This is a genomic window from Paraburkholderia sp. BR10936 (assembly GCF_040965735.1).
Classification (GTDB): domain Bacteria; phylum Pseudomonadota; class Gammaproteobacteria; order Burkholderiales; family Burkholderiaceae; genus Paraburkholderia; species Paraburkholderia nodosa_A.
Genome location: NZ_JBFRCM010000017.1, coordinates 80671 through 102644 on the forward strand (window position 1 = coordinate 80671; position 21974 = coordinate 102644).

Consider the following 21974-nt stretch of genomic DNA (forward strand, 5'->3'; position numbering starts at 1 on the left):
CCGTCGCAGGGAGCCTTCACGGTATTCCCCTGACACCTGCCTCCCCGGTTTATGAACGCTTCCGAAAAACGCGCCTTACCGCGCAGCGGCCTCGAACTGACCAGGCTTGGCCTTGGCTGCTCCCAGCTTGGCGGGCTCTACCGTGCCATGTCGGCCACCGATGCCTGCGCATTGGTCGACGCCGCCTGGTCCGCAGGCCTGCGCTACTTCGATACCGCGCCGTATTACGGCTATACACTCTCCGAACGGCGCGTCGGGCAGGCACTCGCGGCGCGTCAGCGCTACGCTTTCACATTGAGCACGAAAGTGGGCCGTTTGATGCGCCCCGATGTCGGTGTCGAGCCCGGTGAGGATGGCTGGGCCGAACCGCTGCCGTTTCGCCCCGTGTTTGACTACAGCTACGAGGGCATCATGCGCTCGTACGAAGATAGCCAGCAACGCCTCGGCCTCGCGCAAATCGATATCCTGTATGTCCATGACATCGGCAGTCTGACTCACGGCGATCGACATACGCACTACTGGAGCCAACTTACGGCCGGCGGTGGGTTTCGCGCGCTCGAGGAGCTGCGCGCAGGCGGCGAAGTCCGCGCAGTCGGCCTTGGCGTCAACGAGTGGGAAGTCGCCGTTGATGCTTTGAACGAAGCGCCGCTCGACGTCATTCTGCTGGCCGGCCGGTACACCCTGCTCGAACAGGGCGCGCTGGAGCCGCTGCTCGATCGCTGCACCCGCGTAGGCACAGGCGTCGTCGTGGGCGGGGTATTCAATTCCGGCGTACTCGCTGGCAACGGCAAGTTCAACTATTCGGATGCGCCAGCCGAAGTCGTCGGGAAGGTGCGTCGCCTTTCCGCTCTATGTGAGCGCTTCAATGTTCCACTTCCTGCGGCGGCGCTGCAGTTTCCATTCGCGCATGACGCTGTCGTTTCCTGCGTGATCGGTGCGCGTAGTGTTTCGCAGCTGCAGCAGAACATCACGTGGCTCGAACAACCCGTGCCAGCGGACTTCTGGGGCGCGCTTGGCCAGGAAGGGCTGATCGTCCCAGATGCGCCGGTTCCCGGGAGTCGTCAATGACGCCGCGCGTCGACGCACACCAGCGCGACGGGTGCAACGAAGCACGTGCCGGCCACTGGCCTCCACGCGACCTGGATGCGATCTATCGGTGCACACCGAGCCACCATACCTGACCTGATCGTGAGGATATCAACATGCTTAGCGTGATCTGCGAATCACCCGGGGTACTGCGCGCCGAGGAGCGTGATCTGCCCGCGCGGGGTGACGGCGAAGTACTGATGCGGGTCAGCCGTGTCGGGATTTGCGGTACCGATCTGCATATTTTTACCGGCAGTCAACCCTACCTCCAATACCCGCGCGTAATGGGTCATGAGCTGTCCGCAGTGGTCGTCGAGGCGGAACCTGACTCGGGGTTCGCGGCTGGCGACGGCGTCTACGTCATGCCCTATCTGTCGTGTGGACACTGCGTCGCATGCCGTCAAGGCAAGACGAACTGCTGCGTCAACATCCAGGTGCTGGGTGTGCATCGCGATGGCGCACTGACCGAGTATCTCAGCGTGCCTGCGCAGTTCGTGCACAAGGCGCAAGGGGTGTCGCTCGATCAGGCGGCCATGCTCGAATTTCTTGCCATCGGCGCACATGCCGTGCGGCGTGCCGATGTGTCGCCCGGTCAACGGGTGCTGGTGGTCGGGGCTGGCCCGATTGGCATGGCGGCGATGATCTTTGCCAGGCTGCGCGGTGCCACGGTCGTTTGTCTGGACACGCGCGCGGACCGCCTTGAATTCTGCACGTCGCATCTGGGCGTCGATGCAACGGTCGCGGTGGGCCCGGACGACGTGGCGCAACTCGCATCGCTCACGCATGGCGAGTTTTTTGATGTGGTCTTTGACGCGACCGGCAACATCGACGCGATGAACCGCGGCTTCGCCTTCGTCGCGCATGGCGGGAAATACACCCTCATCTCGATCGTGCCGGGTCAGGTGACATTCTCCGACCCGGAATTTCATAAGCGCGAGACCACGTTGCTTGCAAGCCGCAACGCTACCGCCACCGACTTCGAAACCGTGCTGGAGGCGATGCGTGCGGGCCGCATTCCTGACCAGGCGTTGAATACGCACCGGATGCGCCTTGACGAGGTGCCCGACGCATTTCCGCGATTGCTGGAACCCGGGCAGACCGTTGTCAAGGCGTTGGTCGAATGTTGAATTGCACGGCGAAACAATCAGGACAGGCAGCATGAGCACACCCATTCTTCAGTTTGGCACCAGCCGGTTTTTGCTGGCCCATGTCGCCTTTTTCGTATCGCAGGCCCTTGAGCGCGGCGACGCGATTGGCGCAATCGCCGTTGTGCAGACCACGGGCAATCCGTCGAGCCGAGCGCGAGTTGCCGCACTTGCGCATACACGCAGTTATCCCGTCCGCATTCGGGGCAGGGAAGGCAGTGTGGCGGTCGATCGCGTCGTCGATTGCCACGCCGTCCAGAAGGCGTGGGTCGCCGATCTTGACTGGGCAGACATTCGTCGCGTCATGATCGAGGAGGTGCGGGTCATTGTCTCGAACACGGGCGATGCCGGTTACCGGCTTGACGACCGGGATTCGGCGGACATGCTTGTTGGCGACGAACAGGTGCCGCACAGCTTTCCGGTGAAGCTGATGGTTCTCCTGCATGCACGTTGGCAGGTGCGTCCCGATGATGGTGTGTCGATCTTTCCCTGCGAACTTGTCGAGAACAATGGCAACACGCTTCGCGATATCGTGCTCGGCGTGGCACGGCGATGGGGAATGCCGGCGACGTTTATCGGGTATCTGCAGCATATCTGCGTCTGGGTAAACTCACTGGTCGACCGGATCGTGTCCGAGCCGATCGACCCGGTCGGCGCGATCGCGGAACCGTATGCGCTATGGGCCATCGAGCGGCGTACAGGCATGGAGTTGCCATGTGTGCACGAGCAGATTGTCGTGACAGACGACCTGCGTACCCATGAGCGTCTGAAGCTCTTCTTTCTCAATCTCGGCCACAGCTGGCTCGCCGATCGGTGGATCAACGAGCGCCGCCCGTCGAATGAAACGGTGCTGGTGGCGATGAGCGATCCCCGACTTCGGGACGGTATCGAAGGAGTCTGGCACGAGGAGGTCCTGCCGGTGTTCGACGCATTGGGCCTGCACAGTGCCGCGGCGCGCTACATCGAAAATGTGCGCGACCGGCTGCTCAATCCCTGGTTGGCTCATCGTATCGCGGACATTGCGACCAATCACGGAGAAAAGGTCAGACGGCGAATAAAGCCGTTGATCGAACTCGCGGATTCGTTGTCGCTTACGTCTACACAGCCGCGCTTGCGAAGCATGCTGGCCGCGCAGAACCGCCTGGACGCTATAGAAGGGAGGCACGCATCATGAACGCGGAGACGTTTCTGGTGCTTCACCGTGAAGACAACGTTGCAGTTGCGCTTCGCGCACTGGATGCAGGCACGCAGATCGATACGAATGGGCAGCAGGTTCAGGTCTTGACGCCCGTGCCAGCCGGTCACAAGGTGGCGATACGGCACATCGCCCGCGGCGCGTCCGTGACAAAGTATCAGCAGACGATTGGCGTTGCGCTATGCGACATCGCTGCGGGCGAACACGTTCACGTACACAACGTCGCCATGCCTGAACGTCATGGGAGTGGGCAGTCGGGCCACGAGACGGCGCTTCGGGCTGCAGAGATCGACCGCTCCGACACGTTTCAGGGATTCGTGCGGCCGGACGGTCAGGTAGGAACGCGCAATTACATCGGCGTTATCGCGAGCGTCAACTGCTCGGCCAGTGTTTGTCATGCGATAGCGGATGCGTTCCGGGGGGCAGCCATGGAAGCCTTCGGAAACGTGGACGGTGTTGTCGCGATTACGCACCAGAGCGGATGCGGGATGTCGGCCTCCGGTGACGGAATCGCGATATTGCGTCGGACACTGGCCGGTTATGCGCGCAATCCCAATTTTGCGGCCGTGCTGTTTGTCGGACTGGGTTGTGAGGTCAATCAGGTCGAGGATCTCGCGGCATCGTTGCGAGCGGGCCATGACGGGTCGATCAGAACGCTCGTCATCCAGGACGCAGGCGGTGTCCGTGAGGCGGTGACGCGGGGAGCCGCGATCGTACACGAACTGCTCGAATTGGCAGATCGGGCCGTGCGCACAACAGTACCTGTGGCGCGGCTAAAAATCGGGCTGCAGTGCGGCGGTTCGGACGGGTACTCGGGAATCACCGCCAATCCCGCGCTCGGCGTGGCGGTCGACCTGATCGCACGCAATGGCGGCACCGCGATCCTGTCGGAGACGCCGGAGATTTACGGGGCAGAACATCTGCTGACGGCACGGGCAGCGTCGGATGACGTCGCCGCGCGTCTGCTCGCGAAATTGCGGTGGTGGGAACGCTACGCGGCAGAAAATGGCGGCGAAATGAACAACAACCCGTCGCCCGGCAACAAGGCAGGTGGCATCACAACGATTCTTGAAAAGTCACTGGGAGCAGTCTCGAAAGCAGGCGGCACCGTACTGAACGCGGTCTACGACTACGCAGAGCCGGTATCTGAAAGCGGCCTCGTATTCATGGACACGCCGGGCTACGACCCGGTGTCGGCTACGGGGCAGATAGCGGGAGGGGCGAACCTGATCTGCTTTACGACTGGACGCGGCTCGGTCTTCGGTTCCAGGCCGGCTCCCACCATCAAGATCGCAACCACTACGCATCTGTTCGAGCGAATGCGCCCGGACATGGACTTCAACAGCGGCGACATCGTCGACGCTCGTCTGAGCGTCGAGGAAGCAGGGATGCAACTGTTCCAGTTCATTCTGGAGGTCGCATCGGGAAGGCGAACGCGCAGCGAGGAAAACGGAATCGGTGATCGCGAGTTCGTTCCCTGGCTGCGGGGAGCGATCATGTAACGGACGATGCCCGGGTATGGTATGCGGGGAGCGGTGATGGACTTCACCTCTTACGGCGATTCGGCGCTAGCGGTTAGCAATGCGACTGTGAGAGATGAGGTTAGCGATTCACTTGACGGCATGCATGGAACGCCATACGGCAGCAAGCCACGCAAGGCGTGATCCCAGACTGAATGACTGCGGCACTTAAAACAGGAGTGATCGTGCGTTACTGCTTCGCCCTGGACCTGAAAGAAGATCCTGAGCTTATTACCCGTTATGAAGAACTTCACCGCCAGGTTTGGCCTGAAGTGATCCGGCACATACGAGACCAAGGTGTTCTGGACATGGAGATTTACCGTCTGGGAACCCGATTGCTCATGGTGATGGAAACAGACGACGCAATATATGACGCTGCCAGGATGGCGACTGCTGCTCAAAATAACCCCGTGGTCCAGCGGTGGGAGACGTTGATGTGGCAGTTTCAGGCGCCCACACCGTGGACGCCGTCCGGACAGAAGTGGATGGCGATGAGCCGGATATTCGACCTGGCACAGCAATAGAATCGCCGGAGAACGTGGCGCGGCGAAGGAATAAGAAGGAATAAATCAGGCTCATCGAGGACAGTGAACATGCCGTGGACAAACGGTGAGGCGCGTACGACGGGGGAACGGTATGTTCAAAGGCTTGACTTTCCGATCCAGCGTTACGCATGTGCGTGCCGCGTTCTTTGCGATTCCACATGCTACCGCGTCAGCCGACCTCTCTTACCTGTGCTGATTCAGATGTGGATCGGAGAGGTCTGGCTGCACCGTCAATGTTGCCTGTAATTCCAACCTCATGCAGGCCTTGGGAACGATGCGTCGACTGACCTCAGTCCAGTGTGCGAAACACAAACGTTTTGGAGCGCATCCAAACGCAGTAAGGCCGTGCCACGCGGCCCCGTGGATTATCGATTGCCCGACGGCCGGACGTCGTGACGCCTCGCTTGTTTGTGCTTCGTGTTCCGACAGTGTCAACGCTTTTCTCGAATTCTCGTTGATTGAGTACGGGTTCAGCCTTCGCAACAAAGCGGGGGTAGCCATTCATTCAAGACTTGAGCTTCCTCTGCTGATGTCCAGAAAATCGATACTCATCGCATCAATCGGCGCCATGAACATCCTCGCGGCCTGCGTCTCTCAACCGGTTAACCACGACGCTAGCGGAGACGCGAAGCACACTGTGGTGGCCGTGCAAACAACGACTGGTATCGAGACGAAGCCGTTCGCACATCCGGGCCTGCTGCACAGTGAACAGGACTTTCAGCGCATGCGAGTCAACGTGGCGCAGGGAAAGCAGCCATGGCTGCAAGGTTGGCAGCGCTTGATCGCCAATCGTCACGCGTCGCTGGACTGGAAGGCAAGTCCCCAGGATGCGATCTATCGCGGCGAGGATCCCGAGCATGCGCAGAATTATTCGTCTTTGTTCAACGATGCAGCAGCGGCCTATGCGCTCGCGCTGCGCTGGAAAGTCTCGGGCGACGATGCCTATGCCGGCAAGGCCATCGCCATCCTGAATGCCTGGTCGCATAGCCTGAGGAAGATCGAGGGGAGTTCGGACAAGTTCCTCGCCTCCGGGATCTACGGCTACGAACTGGCTAACGCCGCGGAAATCCTGCGCACGTCGCCGCAATGGCAAGCGGCAGATTTTCATCGCTTCCAGTCGATGATGATTACTGTGTTCTATCCGATGAACCAGGACTTCCTGACCCGTCACAACGGCACGAAGGTCGATCACTACTGGGCGAACTGGGATCTTGCCAACATGACATCGATGCTGGCGATCGGCGTGCTCACCGACCGTCGGGACATTTATTCCGAAGCGGTCGAGTATTTCAAGCACGGCGCAGGCAACGGTTCCATCGAACACCTCGTCTGGAAGTTGTATCCGAACGGGCTCGGTCAGGTTCAGGAAAGCGGCCGCGACCAGGGACACACCATGCTCGACATCGCATTGGCGGGCGCGTTCTGTCAGATGGCCTGGAATCAGGGAGACGATCTGTTCGGATACGACCACGATCGTCTGCTGAAGGGAGCCGAATACGCTGCCCAATACAACCTGGGACATGAAGTGCCTTACACCCTGTATTCCGACAGTCTCGCGACACAGCTCGTGATTTCGCCTGCATCGAGAGGCAATACGCGGCCAATCTGGGAGTTGCTCTACAACCACTACGTGGTGTTGAAGAAACTCAAGGCGCCGGGCGTTGCCGAACACGCGCGGCGGGTGCGTCCGGAAGGCGGCGGTGGCGACTACGGCTCGACCAGCGGCGGCTTCGACCAACTTGGGTACGGCACGTTGACGTACACCCTCAAGTAAGTGATCCGCTTGCGTTTCCCGGATCAGATCTAGCGTGAATTTTCCGGGTTTGTCCCACTTGGGTGTGCCCAAAGATTAGTCCAGGTGATGGCTAGGGCCTCCAATTGCGTATTGGCATCAATAGCGGACCCGTGGTCGCCGGTGTCATCGGCAGGCGAAAGTTCATCTATGACTAGTGGGGCGCTGCAGTCATCAATCCGGCATTTAGCCGATCTCACGTCTTCTGCGGTCGATCTTCGTACGTGGGTTTATATAGCCCGCCTCGCGGGTAGCAGCGGCCAATTCACTCGAGGTACTGCGTTGCATACCAGCCGGACCCCGCCGGCGGTGCACCATCGAGGAAGCTCGTGAAGCCGAGGTTGACGTTGGGCAGGTCGCCCGCTATTGCCGATCCTGTGCTCAGGACTCCAGAAAGAGCGAAGCAGAGCAGCATGCGGGACGTGGGGTGCTTCATGGCGGCAAACCTTATAAATATGTAATGCTAAATAATATGATTAAATTAATGTCGGATTATTGGTTACCGCCCCGTACTGCCCGGAATGGAAGACCAGCGGCGCGTGGCCCTCTGCTTCGAAATGCTCGATCTGCCCGATAAAGATCAGGTGATCGCCGCCTTCGTGCTGCGCCAGGTTGCGACACACGAAGTGCGCGCTGCAGCCGTCGAGCACCACGGTGCCACCAAGGCTTTCACGGCAGGCGACGCCGACGTACTTGTCGGGCGACGGTTTCGAAAAGCGGCGCGACAGGTCGGTCTGGTCTTCGGCAAGCACGTTGATCGCGAAGTAGCCGGCATGGACGAAATCCGCGCAACTGGGTGAAGTCTTGCCGAAACTCCAGATCACGAGTGGTGGATCGAGCGACAGTGACGCGAACGAGTTTGCGGTCAGACCAATCTTGCGGCCATCCCGTGCCTCGCAAGCCGGAAGTCCAGGCCCCGAGTCCTACAAGCGTTCGTGGCGAGCGCGCAGTGGGATAGCTATCCAGACCGACGACAATTTGGCACTCGCGGCTCAGAACAGCCCCCATAGAAATTGGCGAGAAAACGAGCCCGCTGTGAGCGCGCAGTATTCTGGGCAGGCAGGCGCGTCATTCGTTCGCAAAGGCCGCGGTCGCGCGTCAAGTGGGCCGGTGCTGCTCGATGTGCTCTGCTGCGACTCTGTGGAAGAAACGTCGGGAGTGCGCTGTGCGGGCGCAAGACGGCACACCGGTTCGCAGGCACGGAACGCGCCTTGCTGCCGACTTCGTATCCGACCGGCCGGCACAGACAGCGATGACTTACGGAACCTTCCCATCTTGGCTTGACACGCTTTCACTCGCCTGGATCATTTTGGGCGCTATTTGTGCTGTTGCTATCGTGGTCGACGAAGTTCGACACCCCCAGAAGATGTGGATCATGAATGTCGTCTGGCCCCTAACGGCGTTATTCGGCAGCGTCCTATGGATTGCCGCCTACTACGCGTGGGGACGGAGTGTTGGCGACGCTCGACGCAGGAGCGACGCCCAGCCGTTCTCCGCGACGGTGATGAAAGGAACGAGTCACTGCGGCGCCGGCTGTGCACTCGGCGACATCATCGTCGAATGGACCGCATTTGCCTTTCCCGCATTGGCAGTCTGGTTCGGATGGCACACAGTGTTCGACGACAAGACGTTTGCGGTCTGGATCCCGGACTTCCTCGTCGCCTTTCTGCTCGGCATCGTGTTTCAATATTTCACGATCAAAACCATGCGCGGGCTGTCGGCAACCGAAGGCGTGGTCGCGGCAGTCAAAGCGGATATCGCGTCGATTACGGCGTGGCAGGTCGGCATGTATGGACTTATGGCCATCATCCAGTTCCTTTGGTTCAAGCCGGCCTACGGGATGGTCGCGAACGTTGGGACTGCTGAGTTCTGGTTCGCCATGCAGCTCGCGATGCTCGCAGGATTCGCAACCAGCTACCCTATCAACGTGTGGCTGATCCGTTCTGGGGTGAAGGAAAAGATGTAATTCTGCATTGGATCTGCGGCGGGCCTCGCCCGGCCGGTGCAGATATATTGCAATCAACGCGTCCTGATGTTTTCCAGCAGTCGGGAAGCTTCCACCGCGTCAAGACCAGGCACGTAGCGCGTTCTGATATCCTCGCCTCTCATTCTGGCTGTCCAGGAGTAGCGACATGCGTTGGATAGTGACCGTTGTGTTAGCAATCGTATGTACGTGTTCCGCGCTGGCCGATCCGGCTACTTTTAACGCAGGGGTAATCCGTCTCACGGTGGTGGGCGATGCTGCTCCTTTCGACACCGTTGTCTTTTACCCTACGCATGAGCGCGAGGTTCCATGGCAAGCGGGTCCATTTACTGTCGAGGCGACACTCAATGCTCCGCCTGCACTGGATAGCCGGTTCCCGGTTGTATTGATTTCGCACGGACGAGGTGGAGGCCCGTTAAGCCATCGTGAATTGGCAACCGCTCTGGCTCGCGCCGGATTTATCGCGGTCTTGCCGACGCACGTAGGGGACGCTTCGGGCTTTCCCCGCGCGCCGTCCCAAGCCCAGATTCTGATCGACCGCCCCCGGCAGGCAGAGGCCGCGCTTAATGCAGTGCTCGCAGATCCACGGTTTTCGGCAAGCGCCGATGTCAACCGGATTGGCATGATTGGATACTCGGCTGGTGGCTACACCGCACTGATCCTGGCGGGAGCGAAACCCGATTTTGCCTATGCCAGTGCGTACTGCGCAAATCACGATGATCCGGGGTCATGTCCGCGTTCAGCAACCAGCAATCGTGCGCACGGCACTCAGGTTAAAGTAGCTGTACCTGCTGAACTGATAGCTTGGCAACCGCCCGTTGATCACCGCCTGAAGGCCCTGGTGCTGATGGATCCACTGGCCATGATGTTTGGGGCACCTGGCTTGTCCGCTGTGCGCGTACCGACCATGCTCTATCGCCCGCAGGATGACAGCTACCTTGGTTCTGCGAGCAACTCTCTTGCTGTCGTCTCAAGCTTGCCTACACCGCCTGCGGTTCACATCGTGCCAGGCAATCACTTCGTTTTCATCGATCCTTGCCCGGCCTCGGTCGCAACCAATGGGGCGCTGATCTGTCAGGACGCGCCCGGGATTGATCGCGTGGAGATCCATCGTCAGATCGACCATGAGGTCGTGGACTTCTTGCATGCAAATCTATAACGCATCAGGTCGACCCTGTGTTGCGGATCATGACACCGCGATAGGGTGTGCGGTCTTCAGTCCTGCTCCGACGCCCGCGTCGCTTCACGTCCCAGCTTTGCCTCTCGCCGGGACCTTTCATTGAGGATCTGATGGCGCCGGTGGTCCGTCATCTTTTTCCAGCCGCGGGCTTCCTCACGCGTCCGGTAGCAGCCCGTGCAGAACCCGGTCTTGCCATCGAACGCACACAGGTCGATGCAGGGCGATTTGGCAGCCATGGTTTACGTGGCGGCCCGAGGGGCGTTCACTTCGACCGTCACATGGGACAGCCCCTTAAAGCGCTTGAGCGCCGCGTGATAAAAGCCGGGGCTGCGTTGTGCTTCACTGGTGACGACTGACACCACCGCACTCATGTGGCCCGGACCGACCCGCCAGACATGGAGATCAAGCACGGCGTCACCGTTGTCTTCAATAATGTGACGAACGTTTTCGGCCATGCGCTTATCCAGATTCATGTCGAGCAGAATGCCTCCCGTATCGCGCATCAGGCCCCACGACCAGTTAGCAATCACCAGGGCGCCGATCACGCCTGCGAGCGGATCCATCCAGACCCAGCCGAACGCACGGGCCAGCAGGAGGCCGATGATCGCGAGCACGGAAACTGCCGCGTCTGCGATGACGTGAATGTAGGCCGAGCGGATGTTGTGGTCGCGGTTCGCGGCAGCATGTGCGTCTTCGTGACTGTGATCGTGCTCTTCGAATTCGATTGACTGCTCGCCATCGGGCGAACTGACAATCGCCCTGAATGCATGCGGCTCGGGAATCTCATCTTTCGACTCCAGATAGCTCCCACGGTCGGCAAACGCGAAGGTCTGACGCGAACCGTCGGGGCGGACCGTCGTGACTGATACCGCGTCGGCGGTCAGGTTCGAAGAAGCCGTCTCAGGCGTAATACGGAAGACGGGTGGCACGCCATCTTCGAAGATCGACACGGCGAAAACTCCAGCAGTACCGAAGATGCGATGCGCCTCTCCCTCATGACCGTGTTCGTCTTCATGTCCGTGCCCGTGGCCGTGGCTGTGCCCATGTCCATGACTGTGGCCGTGATGGTTGCCGCTGAGCAGCCAGACGCTTGCAAGATTCACCAGCAGGCCAAGAACGGCGATGGGGATCGCCTGGCCGAAGTGAATGGGCACGGGCGAGAGAAAGCGCGAAACCGCCTCGTACCCGATCAGCAGCGCGATCATGGCGAGCACAATGGCGCTGGTAAAGCCCGCGAGATCGCCCAGCTTCCCCGTACCGAATACGAAGCGGCTGTCGCTCGCATGCTTTCGCGCGTACGTATACGCGAGCGCAGCGATGAGCATCGCGCCGGCGTGTGTCGACATGTGCAGGCCGTCGGCAACGAGCGCAAGCGAGCCAAAAAGACTTCCGCCGACGATCTCGGTCACCATCATCGCGCTGCACAGCGCAATCACCATCCACGTCCTGCGCTCGTTTTCCTCGTGGGCAGCGCCCAGGAAGATATGGTCATGTCCCGCCCCGAAGGCGGCATCCTCGAACTTGCTCATGCTTGTCTCACTTGAAGTAGCTGTGGACTACTTCGATCAGTTGCTCTGTTCCGCTGCCATGCTCGTCGTCCGGTTCTGCATCGACGAGATGGGTGCGAATGTGGTCCTCGAGCACGACGGCGAGCAGCCCGTTCATGGCGCCACGACAGCTCGTGACCTGTTGCAGCACGGCCATGCAACCGCGTTCTTCTTCCAGTGCCCTTTCAATCGCTTCAACCTGCCCTTTAATCCGGCGAATGCGGTTAAGCAGCTTCTGCTTTTCGCGAATCGTATGGCTCATACCTGTTCTCCCGTTTGCGGGCGAAGTCTATCACCAATAGGGTAAGGGGGTATACTAAAAATCACTTGTGGATCGCGGCAGCATGCATTTGGGACAATCGCCGCGCGCTTCGGGGAGTAGCCGCTCCGGACGCGATGTTCGCTGCTGTCGAAGCACGACTGAGCGGCCTGGGAGAGCGGCCACAAGGCGAAAGTGTTTGCGCCTGGCAGACTCTCCGTATGGAGATAGCCGCCTTTCTCTTCCTTGAAGGGAATACCGAAGGCCCGACTGCAGCCCGCCCAACCGCTTACGCATTCGCAGTGGCAATGGCTGCTCTCAGGACCACAACTCCCCATCCAGGTATCGCCCGCTGAACCTGTTGCCATCTCCGAGGCACGGAATAAACCGGCTAGCGAACTGTTGTAATAAGCAACCCGTTCGCGACAGATGCTTTGAGTCCGACAACACTCGTGGAGACTTTCATGGCGAAAGAAAAGTGGAGCTTGTTTCGCTGGATTCCCAAGCAGCACGCAGCCGCCGCGGTGGAGAAAAAGCTCATGTCGCATAACGGGTCAGCGCTGTGGGTGTTTGACCTTGAGCAGTCCTATCGGCCAGGGCGGGCAATTTCCGGTAATGCCTGGTTAGTGGCCTACGATCTCGACCGAACTGCCGAATCCAATATCAAAACTCGCCAGCATATCGATTTCGAGTCGGCGGGCTTCCGTGGGGAGGCGGCTCATCCCGCAGACGTCATCATCAAGGAAAACGAGAAGGGCGCCTATGGTATCGGGCGAATGCGCCAGAGCACCACCAAATTTCACGTTACCGCCCGGTTCGCCACGAAGAACGAGGTCGCCAGCGCCCTCGGACTGGACAAGAAGGAAGTTACCGATGGTTATCGTCCGGGCAGGACCTGGCCGACGTGAGAAGTCGTTGAAGCCACCAGAGTGACACGCTGTCACGCCGGTACGGTTGATCACACAGGGGCTTGGCTGCGAGTGTCTGCGCTCTGGCCGATGACGGTCGGCGCGAAGTTCGGTAACGACATCCTTCCCTTCGGCTGTGAGTTAGCCCGCAAGCGGACGATGGCCATCGTCCGCTCCTGGGTCAGTGGGCGTCGCTCCAAGTCCGTTGAATGGCAACGCGGCCAGCAGCAGCTCTGCGCGCTGCGTCTGCGGTAGGGAGCGGGGGTCGCGCAAAGCCGATCAGCACTCGCCTTTTTTGGCGTGTCCCGGAGGGCAGTGCCATCCTTTGTCGTGATGGTGATGTTTTTCCCAGTCATCGCGATTCCAGTAGCGATGTCCATCCCAATATCGGTCGTCGTGCCATCCAGGCGTGACGACCACGGCAGCGGGTGGGGCAACCACGACAGGCGCGCCTACATTGATGCCGACATTGACATCAGTCGCGTGGACGGCACTGGTGAGGCTGACTGCAGCGGCGGCGAATGTCAGATGCGCGAGCGCGGGATTCTTCATGAACCAGTCCTCAAAATATGAACGCGTGCACGAGTCGGAACTTGCCCGATAACAGGAACAGGGCGTCTTCCGACGGAATGTTGCGCCTCGTTGCCCTGTTTCCGACAACGATTCTGCTCGTGTGCGGCATCATTTTCGCAGAATCCCTGCGATTCTGATCGCCGACGCCATGCAGTAGCCTTTGCGGGACCAGGACCGCGACACCATAAGGCAGCCTTAAGGCTGCCTCCCATACCATCGCCGATTCGAGTCATTCAAGTGATGCGACGCATCATCCACTGACCGTCTTCGGCCTGTCCCTGCTCACGCCGTGTCTCACGCTGCCATTGTCGACGTTCACCCTGAGAACTGCACGACGATTTGTTGCGTTGCGCATGAATTGGTTCAATCGCGTGCCACGGGAGCGATAGAGAACGTGCATATTACGACCCCAAACCGGTGGCTGCTTCTCGGCGTGCTGCTGCTTGGCGCTTCGCTCGGCCTTGTTGTTGCTGTGCTGCTGGGCATCCGGATCTGGCCATGAGGCGAGCCTTGCTTCAGGATGGACGTTGCGCAATGGAGCGCACAGCATCAAGGGGACTTTCGCGCACGCCCATTTCACGTGCGAGCGCCGCAACCTTTGCCGGTCCCTTCCGCTGCGTGGCCGATCTGATGCTCGCCAGGCGGTACGCTGCTCTCGGCGGCGACAACGCGCGGTAGTCGCAGGTAGCCGTGGGACGATGCTGCGCTGCGCGCCGTTTGCAACGCATCGGACCCGATGCCGAATCGGACCTCAGGTGCCGTTTCACCTGTCGCGCGCCGACTCAATGCGGTGGCGGGAGGCGTCTGAAACGATTCCATAGCTTCTTTAGCGTTTGATGATCTGCAGCGACGCGTGAAGAGAGATAGCCTCGGGCATAAGCCGCGCCTGGCGCTGCGTCCCTCGACCTGCGCGAAACGGTCCGCAGAAGCTGATCGGCGACCACCGCATCGTTACGCCAGCCGAGATCGTCCTGAAGTGCAGTCAGCGCTTTCACGTAGTGCTGCACGGCCCGTTTCGAGAACAACGACGCAAAGAACTCTGTCGCATACCGAACCTTCTTCGCCGCGATACGCGCGCGGTGCCGGCGGTGATCGTCGAGATCGGCGAGGCCCTTGCCACGCTTGATCAGCCTGCTGTGCCTGCGCCGCAGCACCTTGTCGGCGAACTGCCTCGCGGGGCTGTCAAGCGCTGCGCGTTGTTTGCCGGTCATATCGTCGCGCCATTTTTTGCAGGCCAGCCACAGCGCGAGTTCGAGCACCAGACGCGTGTAGCGAACCGACTCGACCGCGGCCGCCGCACGCTGCCGGTTGTCGACGGCGACCACCGTGCACGCCTGCCGCACCGGCATGAGTTCGTCTGCATTGCCGTCCGCGCCCGCCCGATCGAGTGTGGCCCCGGCAAGGACCTCCCAGTCACGCGCGGCGCCGAGTTCCGCCGCGATCCAGCGCAGTTCGTCGTCGAGCCCGGAATAGGGAGGAATCGCCTTGGCGAACAGGTCCAGCGCCGAGCGCAAACGTCGCAGTCCGACCCGCATCTGATGAACGCTTGACGGATCATGACCGGACACGACGCCGCGCTCGTTGGCATGCACCTGCGAGAGGCAGTTATGGACGATCGTACAGAACACGTCCTCAATCGAATTGTCTTTCGACAAGCGCACGGGTTCGGCCTTCACGGGCGCGGCGTGCTCGGCCACGAGCAATTCGTAGCCGATATCGGCCTTGCTGCGATGGTCGATGCTCAGCGGTACGGTCTTCAGAAGTTCGAGCGCCGTCGCATGGAGCGCCTCCGGCTTGCCCTGTTTCAGTTCGAGTTCGACAGCGGCGAGCGGCACCGAGCGCGTTTGCGCGTCGACAGTTCCCTCGTCGAGCGCTATTTCGAGTTCGTCTTCCGACGGCAGGTGCAGCGCGATTGCAGTGCGATGGATGCGTGTGACGAAAACAGGAGCGAGTTGCGCGGCGACGGCCTGATCACGGATCAGCCTGCCGCAATCGCTATCGGCCGATATGGCGTCATAGAGCAGCGCCAGATCGGGCGTGTCCCTTTTGATCGGCATTTCATATTCGGGCCTGTCGAACACACCGGCCTCCACAGCGCCCTCGAGCTTCAACGTCTGGATTCGCCGCTTTCCGACGGCGCGTACGCGCAGTGAGGCTTTGCAACGGTGGAGGGCCAGTTCCGGCGTGTCGAAGTACGTGCTGTTCAGGAATTCCGGTCGATCGGCAGTGGCCTGAGCGCGCGCCAGCAGCGGTGCGCCACGAAGCTTGCCGAGGTCCTCCGGGGCGATTCGTAGCTTTAACTCCCGTTCCATGATTGCCTCCATGCCGCGCGCCGCGTCATCACACAATCCCGGACGCGCAAGTTTCGGTCCGCATCGATTACGGGAAACCAGGCTGCCCGGTAGCCAAATCAGTCTTTGGTCGAGCGGCCGTAGATGGCCGCACTATGTCGCACGATCGCCTGTGGCGGTCATCACCGTGTTCGATAACACTGCCCCGCAGGCACGACAGGTGCGCTACTCGAATGGACCGGATCCGCACGACGTCCTGTGCAGCGGACCGCCCCTTTCGAAAATGGACCATGAAAAGAACACTTCTCACTTTTGCGATCGTTATGTCACTTCCAGTGATTTCACCGACGTCAGCGGTGGCGGCTGGCTGCATGAAAGGCGCTGCCGTGGGTGGCGTTGCGGGCCACGTCGCGGGTAAGCACGGCACGGCAGGCGCCGCGGCTGGGTGTGCCGTCGGACACCACGAGGCAGCGAAGAAGCAGAAGGCGGCGAGTGAAGCCGCGGCGAGCAAACCTGCGAGCCAATAGTTGGCGATCTCGGTAACCTCGCGGGGCCATCGAGGGTCGCCATGCTCGCGCGCCACGGCGCGGTACCGTGCTGCTCCGTTCCGCGCGCGAGGGTGCGCGTCGTGCCTGCGCCATTGGCGCAGGGCTCGGGCGGCAGACGCGTGCCGTCGATGAAACGCACGGCGCAGACTTCGGCGGCGCTTGCATCAGCAGAAAGAGCGAGGCAGGCGTGCGTTCACGCGCTCGTCCCCGCACTCTGCACGTGAGATTCGAGCGCGCCGACCACGTCGAACAGGTCGCCGACAAGCCCCACATCGGCCACCGAGAAGATCGGCGCGTCCGGGTCCTTGTTCACGGCAACGATGAACTTCGAGTCCTTCATGCCGGCGAGGTGCTGGATCGCGCCCGAGATGCCGAACGCCACATACACGTCGGGTGCCACGCTGCGGCCGGTCTGTCCGACCTGCGCGGCGTTCGGCGCATAGCCGGCATCCACGGCGGCGCGCGAGGCGCCGAGCGCCGCGCCGAGCTTGTCGGCGAGCTTGCCGAGACGCGCCATGTTCTCCTGCGAAGCGAGGCCGCGTCCACCCGCGATCACCACGCGCGCGCTGCCGAGGTCTTGGCCGCTCTGCCCGGCGGCGCGGCGCTCGATTAGCCGCGTGGCTGTGAACGGCGCACCAGGTGCGAGCGCAACGACCTGCGCCGCGCCACCTTCCGCCTCGACCGGTGCGAATGACGAAGTCCGCACGCTGGCATAAGTGCGCGCCGTGGCGCTCGTCACCGTCGCGATCACGCTGCCCGCATAGAGGCCGCGCACGAACTGCGTGCGCTCGCGAATGGCGATTACGTCGGCGATAAAGGCGTCTTCGGTGAGCGCCGCCGCGCGCGGCAATGCAGCGCGGCTGGAGGCGCGGTGCGCCGCGAGCACCGCCGAATACCCTTCAGCGAGGGCGTGCAATTGCGCCGCGATCGTTTCCGGTGTGAGCGCATCGGCTGCGCCAGCGGATGCGACCAGCACGCGCTCGACTCCACTCACATGCGCCGCCGTTGCCGCGCTCGACGCATCGAATACGAGCAGATCGACGGGTTGCCCCAGTTGCAGCGCCGCGCCTATCACGCGCAGCGTGACATCGGAAATCGATCCCACGTCGGCATCGGCCAGAACCAGCGTTCTCATAGTCAAACTCCCACGGATTCAAATACGCGTCGATCGGCGAGTGCTGCGAGCAGCGCGTCGACACTGTCCACCTTCACACCAGGCTCGCGTACGGGCGGATCGTTCAGTTTCAGCACGTGGCTGCGGGCGCTCGACACGCCGCCGAGCGCGTCCGCCTCTCGCGTGGCGAGCGGCTTTTGCTTCGCCTTGACGATGCTCGGCAGTGTCACGCGGCGCGGCTCGGCCAGGCGCAGATCGGCGCTGATCACGGCGGGGCCGTCGAGTTGCCACGTGGCGGTGCCCGCATCGTCGCCGCAGCTCGCGCGCCAGCCGCCGTCGATGGCGTCGAGCGCGCTCGCATTCAGCGCCTGCGGCCAGCCCAGCAGTGCGGCGAGCATGGCGGCCACGCCGCCCACGTCGCCGTCGATGGCCTGCTTGCCGCACAGCACGAGACCGTAGTCGACCTCGTTCATGTGTGCGGCCACGAGCCGCGCAACGGCGAGCGAATCGAGCGTGGCCGTGGCGGCCCCCGTGTCGATCAGCACCGCGTCGTCGGCGCCCATGGCGAGCGCGGTGCGCAGCACGTCCTGGTGTGCGGGCAGGCCGCAGGTCAGCACCGTGACGTGCGAGGCCACCCCGGCTTCCTTCAGTTGCAGCGCTTTCTCGAGCGCGCATTCGTCGAACGGATTGAGCGACATCTTGAGCCCTGCCGTTTCGATCGCGCCGGCGCTGCTCACGCGCACGCGCACGTTCGGGTCGACCACGCGCTTGACGGGTACGAGAATGCGGACAGTCATCTGTTTTCTCCTGTTTGCATGAGAAAGCACATTGCGCGCTGGTGTTACGACACCGCGCCGAGACCGTACTTGCCGGTCAGCAGCGCGCCGCTCGCAAAGCGTTCGAGTGCGTACGGTTCGAGAGAGACGTCGGTGGCCAGGCCGAGCGCGTGCTGGGCGAGCAGCTTGCCGATGCCCGGCGAGAGCTTGAAGCCGTGACCCGAGAAGCCGAAGCCCACCGTGAGGCCTTCCACGTCGGCAACGTTGCCGAGCACGGGGTTCCAGTCGGGTGTGACGTCGTACACGCCGGTCCACGACGAGGCGAGCCCCGCCGTTTCGTAGGCGGGAAAGTGTTCGGCCACCTGTGCGCCGACTTCGGCCACATAGTCGAGGGAGATCTCGCCCTGCTCGGTCTCGGGCGCATTGAGCGTTTCGCCCACCACACCTTCGGAGACCAGCATCTGGCTGCCGCCGTAGCTGCGGAAATAGAGCATGCCCGGCGAGCCGAGGTCCTTGAATGCGGGCATGGCGAACGTGTAGGGGGCGGCTTCGCATTCGAGCGCGAGCACGGTGTGGCGCTCGGGCTTGACCGGCAGCGGCACGCCGATCCATTCGGAGAGTTCAGGGGTCCAGATGTTTTGCGTGCTGACGAGCGTGCCGCAACCAAAGCGTCCCGCCGACGTTTGCACGCCCACCACGCGGCGGCCTTCGCGCACGAGGCCGGTCACGCGCACCCCTTCCATGATCTTTACGCCGCGGCGGCGCGCAGAGCGTGCGAAGCTGGTCGCGACGAGATAGGCGTCGGCGAAGCCGGCTTCTGGCTCGAAGCCGATCAGCGCGGCGTCGTCGAAGGTGGCGATCGGCAGGCGCGCCTGCGCCGTCTGGCGGTCGAGCAGTTGTACCTCGATGCCCATTTCCTGCTGGGCGCGCAGCGAGGCTGCCAGCGGGTCGAGCTTGTCGCCCTCGGGCGCGCTGATCATGTAGCCGCATTTGACGAGGCCGCAGGAGGCTTCGTCGTCCCCGAGATAGTCGGCGAAATTGTTGAAGGCCCACCAGGAAGCGCGGGCGAGTTGGACGTTCTGGCGCACCGAGTAATGCGTGCGCAGCAGCCCGGAAGACTGCGAGGTGGTGCCCGCCCCGATCGTCCCTTGATCGAGGACGAGAACGCTGTTCGCGCCGAGCGCGGCGAGATGGTGGGCGACGGACGTGCCGATGACGCCGGCGCCTATCACGACATAGTCAAAGTGGCTCATGGTGCCCTCGTGGGTGAACGATGGGCAAATTCTGCGTCCCGGCTGCCCGCCATTATTTTGTATTAGGCAAACTTATGGCTCATCGACGCATTTGCTCATCGTCCGTGTGTTGAGCCGTCCGGGCGGCACCATGTGGAAGACGACGCGGTAGCGTCATTTGCGCAGATTTTCGCGGAGCTCCTCATGAGACGTACCCAGGCGCCAATCGACCTCAACGCTTTGCAGGCTTTTCTCGCGGTGTGCGAGACCGGCTCGATGACCGGCGCGGCGAAGCAGCTCGGCGTGAGCCAGAGCGCGGTGAGCCAGGCCATCGCGGCGCTCGAGCGAGATCAGGGCGTGGTCCTGTTCGATCGCGAAAGCCGGCCTCCCCGGCCGAACGTCGCGGGCCGCGCGCTGCTCGAACTGGCAGGCCCGCTGCTCGAGCATGCGCAGATGGTCAGCGCGCGCATCGGCGACACATCGAACGCGGGCAGCTTGCCCGTGCGGCTTGGCTGCGTGGATTCGTTCGCGGCGACCGTGGGCCCGGAGCTGATTCGCGCGGTGTCGGGCTCGGCACGGCAGATTGCGTTGTGGTCCGGTTTGACCCCCGGCTTGAGCAAGCAGTTGCACGATCGCGAGCTCGATCTCGCGGTATGCACGCAGACGACGCTCAACGACGCGCGCATCGTCGAGGCGCCGCTCTTTTCGGAGGCGTTCGTCGTGGTCGTCTCGCGCGCCTTGATTGCCGAGCGCGGGAACATCGACTGGCGCACGCTTGCGCTCGAAATGCCGATGATCCGCTATACCCCTCGCTCGGTGATCGGACAGCAGATCGAGCGCTATGCGCGGCACCTCGGCATCAACAGTCCGCGCCGCTATGAATTCGACGCGACCGATCCGCTCCTGAGCCTCGTCGCGGCCCGGCTCGGCTTCTCGATTTCCACGCCGTTGTGTCTCTGGCAGGCGCGCCATTATTTGCCTGAGATCGCCGTGTTGCCGCTGCCGGCCGGACGGCTCGGGCGGCGCGACTTCTTCCTGCTGCATCGACAGGGCGAGTGGGACGCGTTTGCGCACGAGATCGTCTCACTGACGCGGCGCGTGCTTGACGCCTCCATCAGGCCGGCACTCGCGCGCGCACTGCCGCAACTGCCTGAAGACGCATTGATGTAGCGGATCCGCAATATTTTGTACGAGAGGCGGCGCTCGACGCGTTAAGGCGCTCGCACCGACGCTCGTGCGTACATAAGTATTTCTGATAATGGAGCGTAAGCCCGCGTCCCGATTCAGTGCAGCAGCGCACGGCAGACAGGAAAAACGCGCACCGTCAGCAGGCAAACGCCGGTGCAAGCGAATTGGGAAAGTAAGCGGGACAGGGCCGGCGTGCGTGCCAGATGTTTATCTGCAGGAATTTTTAGTTCATGAAGATAAACATGGCACGGACGTTGCATAAGAAGCAGCACAGGCGAGGCTGCAAGGCTTGCGCCTCAGTCGGCGGTTCCCGGCGGATAGATGAAGATCGACAGGAACTGGATGGGCGTCTTGATGAGGCGCTCGGGGCCGTGAGGAATATCGGCCTGGAAAGTAAGCGTGTCGCCGGGATGGAGGATGTAGGTTTGCTGGCCGTGGCGGTATTCGATCACCCCCTTGAGCATGTGGATGAATTCGGTGCCGGGGTGTTCGAAGGTCGGGAAGCGTTCTGCTTCGTCCTCCATGGTGATGAGGAAGGGCTCGAAGGCTTTGCGCGGGCCCTGGTCGTAGGCGAGCAGATGGTAGGTATGGCCGCGTTTGGTGCCCTTGCGAACGACTTCCATGCCCGCGCCTTTCTTGACGAGTTGCGCGTCGCCTTGCGGCACGTCGAAGTTGCGAAAGAGCGCGGAAAGAGAGACGCCGAGCGCCTGGGCGATGCGGTGCAGGACGTCGAGTCCCGTTGAGGTCTGCGCGTTCTCGATCTTCGAGAGCATGCCACGGCTGATGCCGGCCTGGTCGGCGACCTGGGCGATGGTCAGGTCGTGGCGCTGGCGCAAGTCGCGAATGGTGGCGCCCAGAAAGCGCTCGAGCGCAGTTTTGTTGTCGTCCCCAGCGTGCATGATCGGCCTCGGTAGAAATGCTTGACGCGTAGCTGGCCGGCACGCAGTGGCGCGCGCCGGCTGTTTCACGCCATGAAGCATTGTTGCATGGCAGGAAAAGAAGTTCCAGACGGAGCGCGTAACGAGAAGTGCAACGAGTGCGCAATGGCGGGTGCGCATGAGCGCCCTGAACGATGGCCAGCAAGTCCCCGG

The 21974-nt window shown here is 61.8% G+C and carries 20 protein-coding genes and 4 pseudogenes; 12 read left to right on the forward strand and 12 right to left on the reverse strand.

Annotated elements, in window-relative coordinates; genetic code table 11:
• Positions 1-51 precede the first annotated feature (51 nt).
• The 7 genes and pseudogenes from AB4Y36_RS30025 to AB4Y36_RS30055 form a co-directional block, all read left to right on the forward strand.
• Positions 52-1068, forward strand: coding sequence for an aldo/keto reductase (locus AB4Y36_RS30025; protein WP_368684909.1), 1017 nt, complete (start codon positions 52-54; stop codon positions 1066-1068).
• A 134-nt stretch (positions 1069-1202) separates the two neighbouring features.
• Entirely contained in the window at positions 1203-2213 is a 1011-nt protein-coding gene (locus tag AB4Y36_RS30030; RefSeq protein ID WP_368603353.1) for a zinc-binding alcohol dehydrogenase family protein, read from the forward strand.
• Positions 2214-2244: 31 nt separating this feature from the next.
• Complete coding sequence (locus tag AB4Y36_RS30035) at positions 2245-3405, forward strand: mannitol dehydrogenase family protein (RefSeq protein ID WP_368684910.1); 1161 nt, start codon at positions 2245-2247, stop codon at positions 3403-3405.
• A complete protein-coding gene (locus tag AB4Y36_RS30040) occupies positions 3402-4928 on the forward strand; it encodes a UxaA family hydrolase (RefSeq protein ID WP_368684911.1) in 1527 nt (508 codons plus the stop codon). The genes AB4Y36_RS30035 and AB4Y36_RS30040 overlap by 4 nt, the downstream gene beginning before the upstream one ends.
• A 203-nt stretch (positions 4929-5131) precedes the next feature.
• Positions 5132-5470, forward strand: coding sequence for an L-rhamnose mutarotase (locus tag AB4Y36_RS30045; protein WP_342947182.1), 339 nt, complete (start codon positions 5132-5134; stop codon positions 5468-5470).
• Between the two features lie 550 nt (positions 5471-6020).
• Positions 6021-7265 carry an alginate lyase family protein gene (locus AB4Y36_RS30050; protein ID WP_368684912.1) on the forward strand — a complete coding sequence of 415 codons (1245 nt, stop codon included), beginning with the start codon at positions 6021-6023 and terminating at the stop codon, positions 7263-7265.
• Between the two features lie 98 nt (positions 7266-7363).
• Positions 7364-7438, forward strand: a pseudogene (locus tag AB4Y36_RS30055) (adenylate/guanylate cyclase domain-containing protein); the annotation flags it as partial.
• Positions 7439-7551: 113 nt separating this feature from the next.
• Here the strand turns inward: AB4Y36_RS30055 and AB4Y36_RS30060 are convergent.
• Both AB4Y36_RS30060 and AB4Y36_RS30065 read right to left on the reverse strand, forming a co-directional pair.
• Positions 7552-7719 (reverse strand): annotated as a pseudogene (locus tag AB4Y36_RS30060) (phenol degradation protein meta); the annotation flags it as partial.
• 40 nt (positions 7720-7759) lie between these two features.
• Positions 7760-8182, reverse strand: a pseudogene (locus AB4Y36_RS30065) (flavin reductase family protein); the annotation flags it as partial.
• 353 nt (positions 8183-8535) lie between these two features.
• Here AB4Y36_RS30065 and AB4Y36_RS30070 point away from each other — a divergent pair.
• Together AB4Y36_RS30070 and AB4Y36_RS30075 are read left to right on the forward strand one after the other, a co-directional pair.
• Positions 8536-9249: a DUF4396 domain-containing protein gene (locus tag AB4Y36_RS30070; RefSeq protein ID WP_368684913.1), complete on the forward strand. Its 714-nt coding sequence runs from the start codon at positions 8536-8538 to the stop codon at positions 9247-9249.
• 166 nt (positions 9250-9415) lie between these two features.
• Positions 9416-10426: an alpha/beta hydrolase family protein gene (locus AB4Y36_RS30075; protein WP_368684914.1), complete on the forward strand. Its 1011-nt coding sequence runs from the start codon at positions 9416-9418 to the stop codon at positions 10424-10426.
• 56 nt (positions 10427-10482) lie between these two features.
• Here the strand turns inward: AB4Y36_RS30075 and AB4Y36_RS30080 are convergent, their stop codons facing one another.
• The 4 genes and pseudogenes from AB4Y36_RS30080 to AB4Y36_RS30095 form a co-directional block, all read right to left on the reverse strand.
• On the reverse strand, positions 10483-10683 hold the full coding sequence (locus AB4Y36_RS30080; RefSeq protein WP_342947065.1) for a DUF1289 domain-containing protein: 201 nt from the start codon (positions 10681-10683) through the stop codon (positions 10483-10485).
• Between the two features lie 3 nt (positions 10684-10686).
• Positions 10687-11976 carry a CDF family Co(II)/Ni(II) efflux transporter DmeF gene (gene dmeF, locus AB4Y36_RS30085; RefSeq protein WP_368684915.1) on the reverse strand — a complete coding sequence of 430 codons (1290 nt, stop codon included), beginning with the start codon at positions 11974-11976 and terminating at the stop codon, positions 10687-10689.
• Between the two features lie 7 nt (positions 11977-11983).
• A complete protein-coding gene (locus AB4Y36_RS30090) occupies positions 11984-12256 on the reverse strand; it encodes a metal/formaldehyde-sensitive transcriptional repressor (RefSeq protein WP_368603373.1) in 273 nt (90 codons plus the stop codon).
• Between the two features lie 143 nt (positions 12257-12399).
• Positions 12400-12522, reverse strand: a pseudogene (locus tag AB4Y36_RS30095) (glyoxalase); the annotation flags it as partial.
• Between the two features lie 195 nt (positions 12523-12717).
• On the opposite strand from AB4Y36_RS30095, the gene AB4Y36_RS30100 reads away from it, so the two are divergent.
• Positions 12718-13161: a hypothetical protein gene (locus tag AB4Y36_RS30100; RefSeq protein ID WP_368603374.1), complete on the forward strand. Its 444-nt coding sequence runs from the start codon at positions 12718-12720 to the stop codon at positions 13159-13161.
• Positions 13162-13440: 279 nt separating this feature from the next.
• Here the strand turns inward: AB4Y36_RS30100 and AB4Y36_RS30105 are convergent, their stop codons facing one another.
• Complete coding sequence (locus AB4Y36_RS30105) at positions 13441-13713, reverse strand: hypothetical protein (RefSeq protein ID WP_368603375.1); 273 nt, start codon at positions 13711-13713, stop codon at positions 13441-13443.
• 803 nt (positions 13714-14516) lie between these two features.
• Positions 14517-16046: a CHAD domain-containing protein gene (locus AB4Y36_RS30110; RefSeq protein ID WP_368684979.1), complete on the reverse strand. Its 1530-nt coding sequence runs from the start codon at positions 16044-16046 to the stop codon at positions 14517-14519.
• A 302-nt stretch (positions 16047-16348) separates the two neighbouring features.
• On the opposite strand from AB4Y36_RS30110, the gene AB4Y36_RS30115 reads away from it, so the two are divergent.
• Entirely contained in the window at positions 16349-16552 is a 204-nt protein-coding gene (locus AB4Y36_RS30115) for a hypothetical protein (RefSeq protein ID WP_342947184.1), read from the forward strand.
• A 214-nt stretch (positions 16553-16766) separates the two neighbouring features.
• On the opposite strand, the gene AB4Y36_RS30120 is transcribed toward AB4Y36_RS30115, so the two are convergent.
• From AB4Y36_RS30120 to AB4Y36_RS30130, 3 genes are read right to left on the reverse strand one after another with little or no spacing between them, the layout of a single operon-like run.
• Positions 16767-17708, reverse strand: a complete 942-nt coding sequence (locus AB4Y36_RS30120) for an electron transfer flavoprotein subunit alpha/FixB family protein (RefSeq protein WP_368684916.1) — start codon at positions 17706-17708, stop codon at positions 16767-16769.
• Between the two features lie 2 nt (positions 17709-17710).
• On the reverse strand, positions 17711-18484 hold the full coding sequence (locus AB4Y36_RS30125; protein WP_368684917.1) for an electron transfer flavoprotein subunit alpha: 774 nt from the start codon (positions 18482-18484) through the stop codon (positions 17711-17713).
• A gap of 44 nt (positions 18485-18528) precedes the next feature.
• Entirely contained in the window at positions 18529-19716 is a 1188-nt protein-coding gene (locus tag AB4Y36_RS30130) for an FAD-binding oxidoreductase (RefSeq protein WP_069266162.1), read from the reverse strand.
• A 183-nt stretch (positions 19717-19899) separates the two neighbouring features.
• On the opposite strand from AB4Y36_RS30130, the gene AB4Y36_RS30135 reads away from it, so the two are divergent.
• Positions 19900-20865: a LysR family transcriptional regulator gene (locus AB4Y36_RS30135; protein WP_368684918.1), complete on the forward strand. Its 966-nt coding sequence runs from the start codon at positions 19900-19902 to the stop codon at positions 20863-20865.
• Between the two features lie 314 nt (positions 20866-21179).
• Here the strand turns inward: AB4Y36_RS30135 and AB4Y36_RS30140 are convergent, their stop codons facing one another.
• A complete protein-coding gene (locus AB4Y36_RS30140) occupies positions 21180-21782 on the reverse strand; it encodes a helix-turn-helix domain-containing protein (RefSeq protein ID WP_069266161.1) in 603 nt (200 codons plus the stop codon).
• Positions 21783-21974 lie beyond the last annotated feature (192 nt).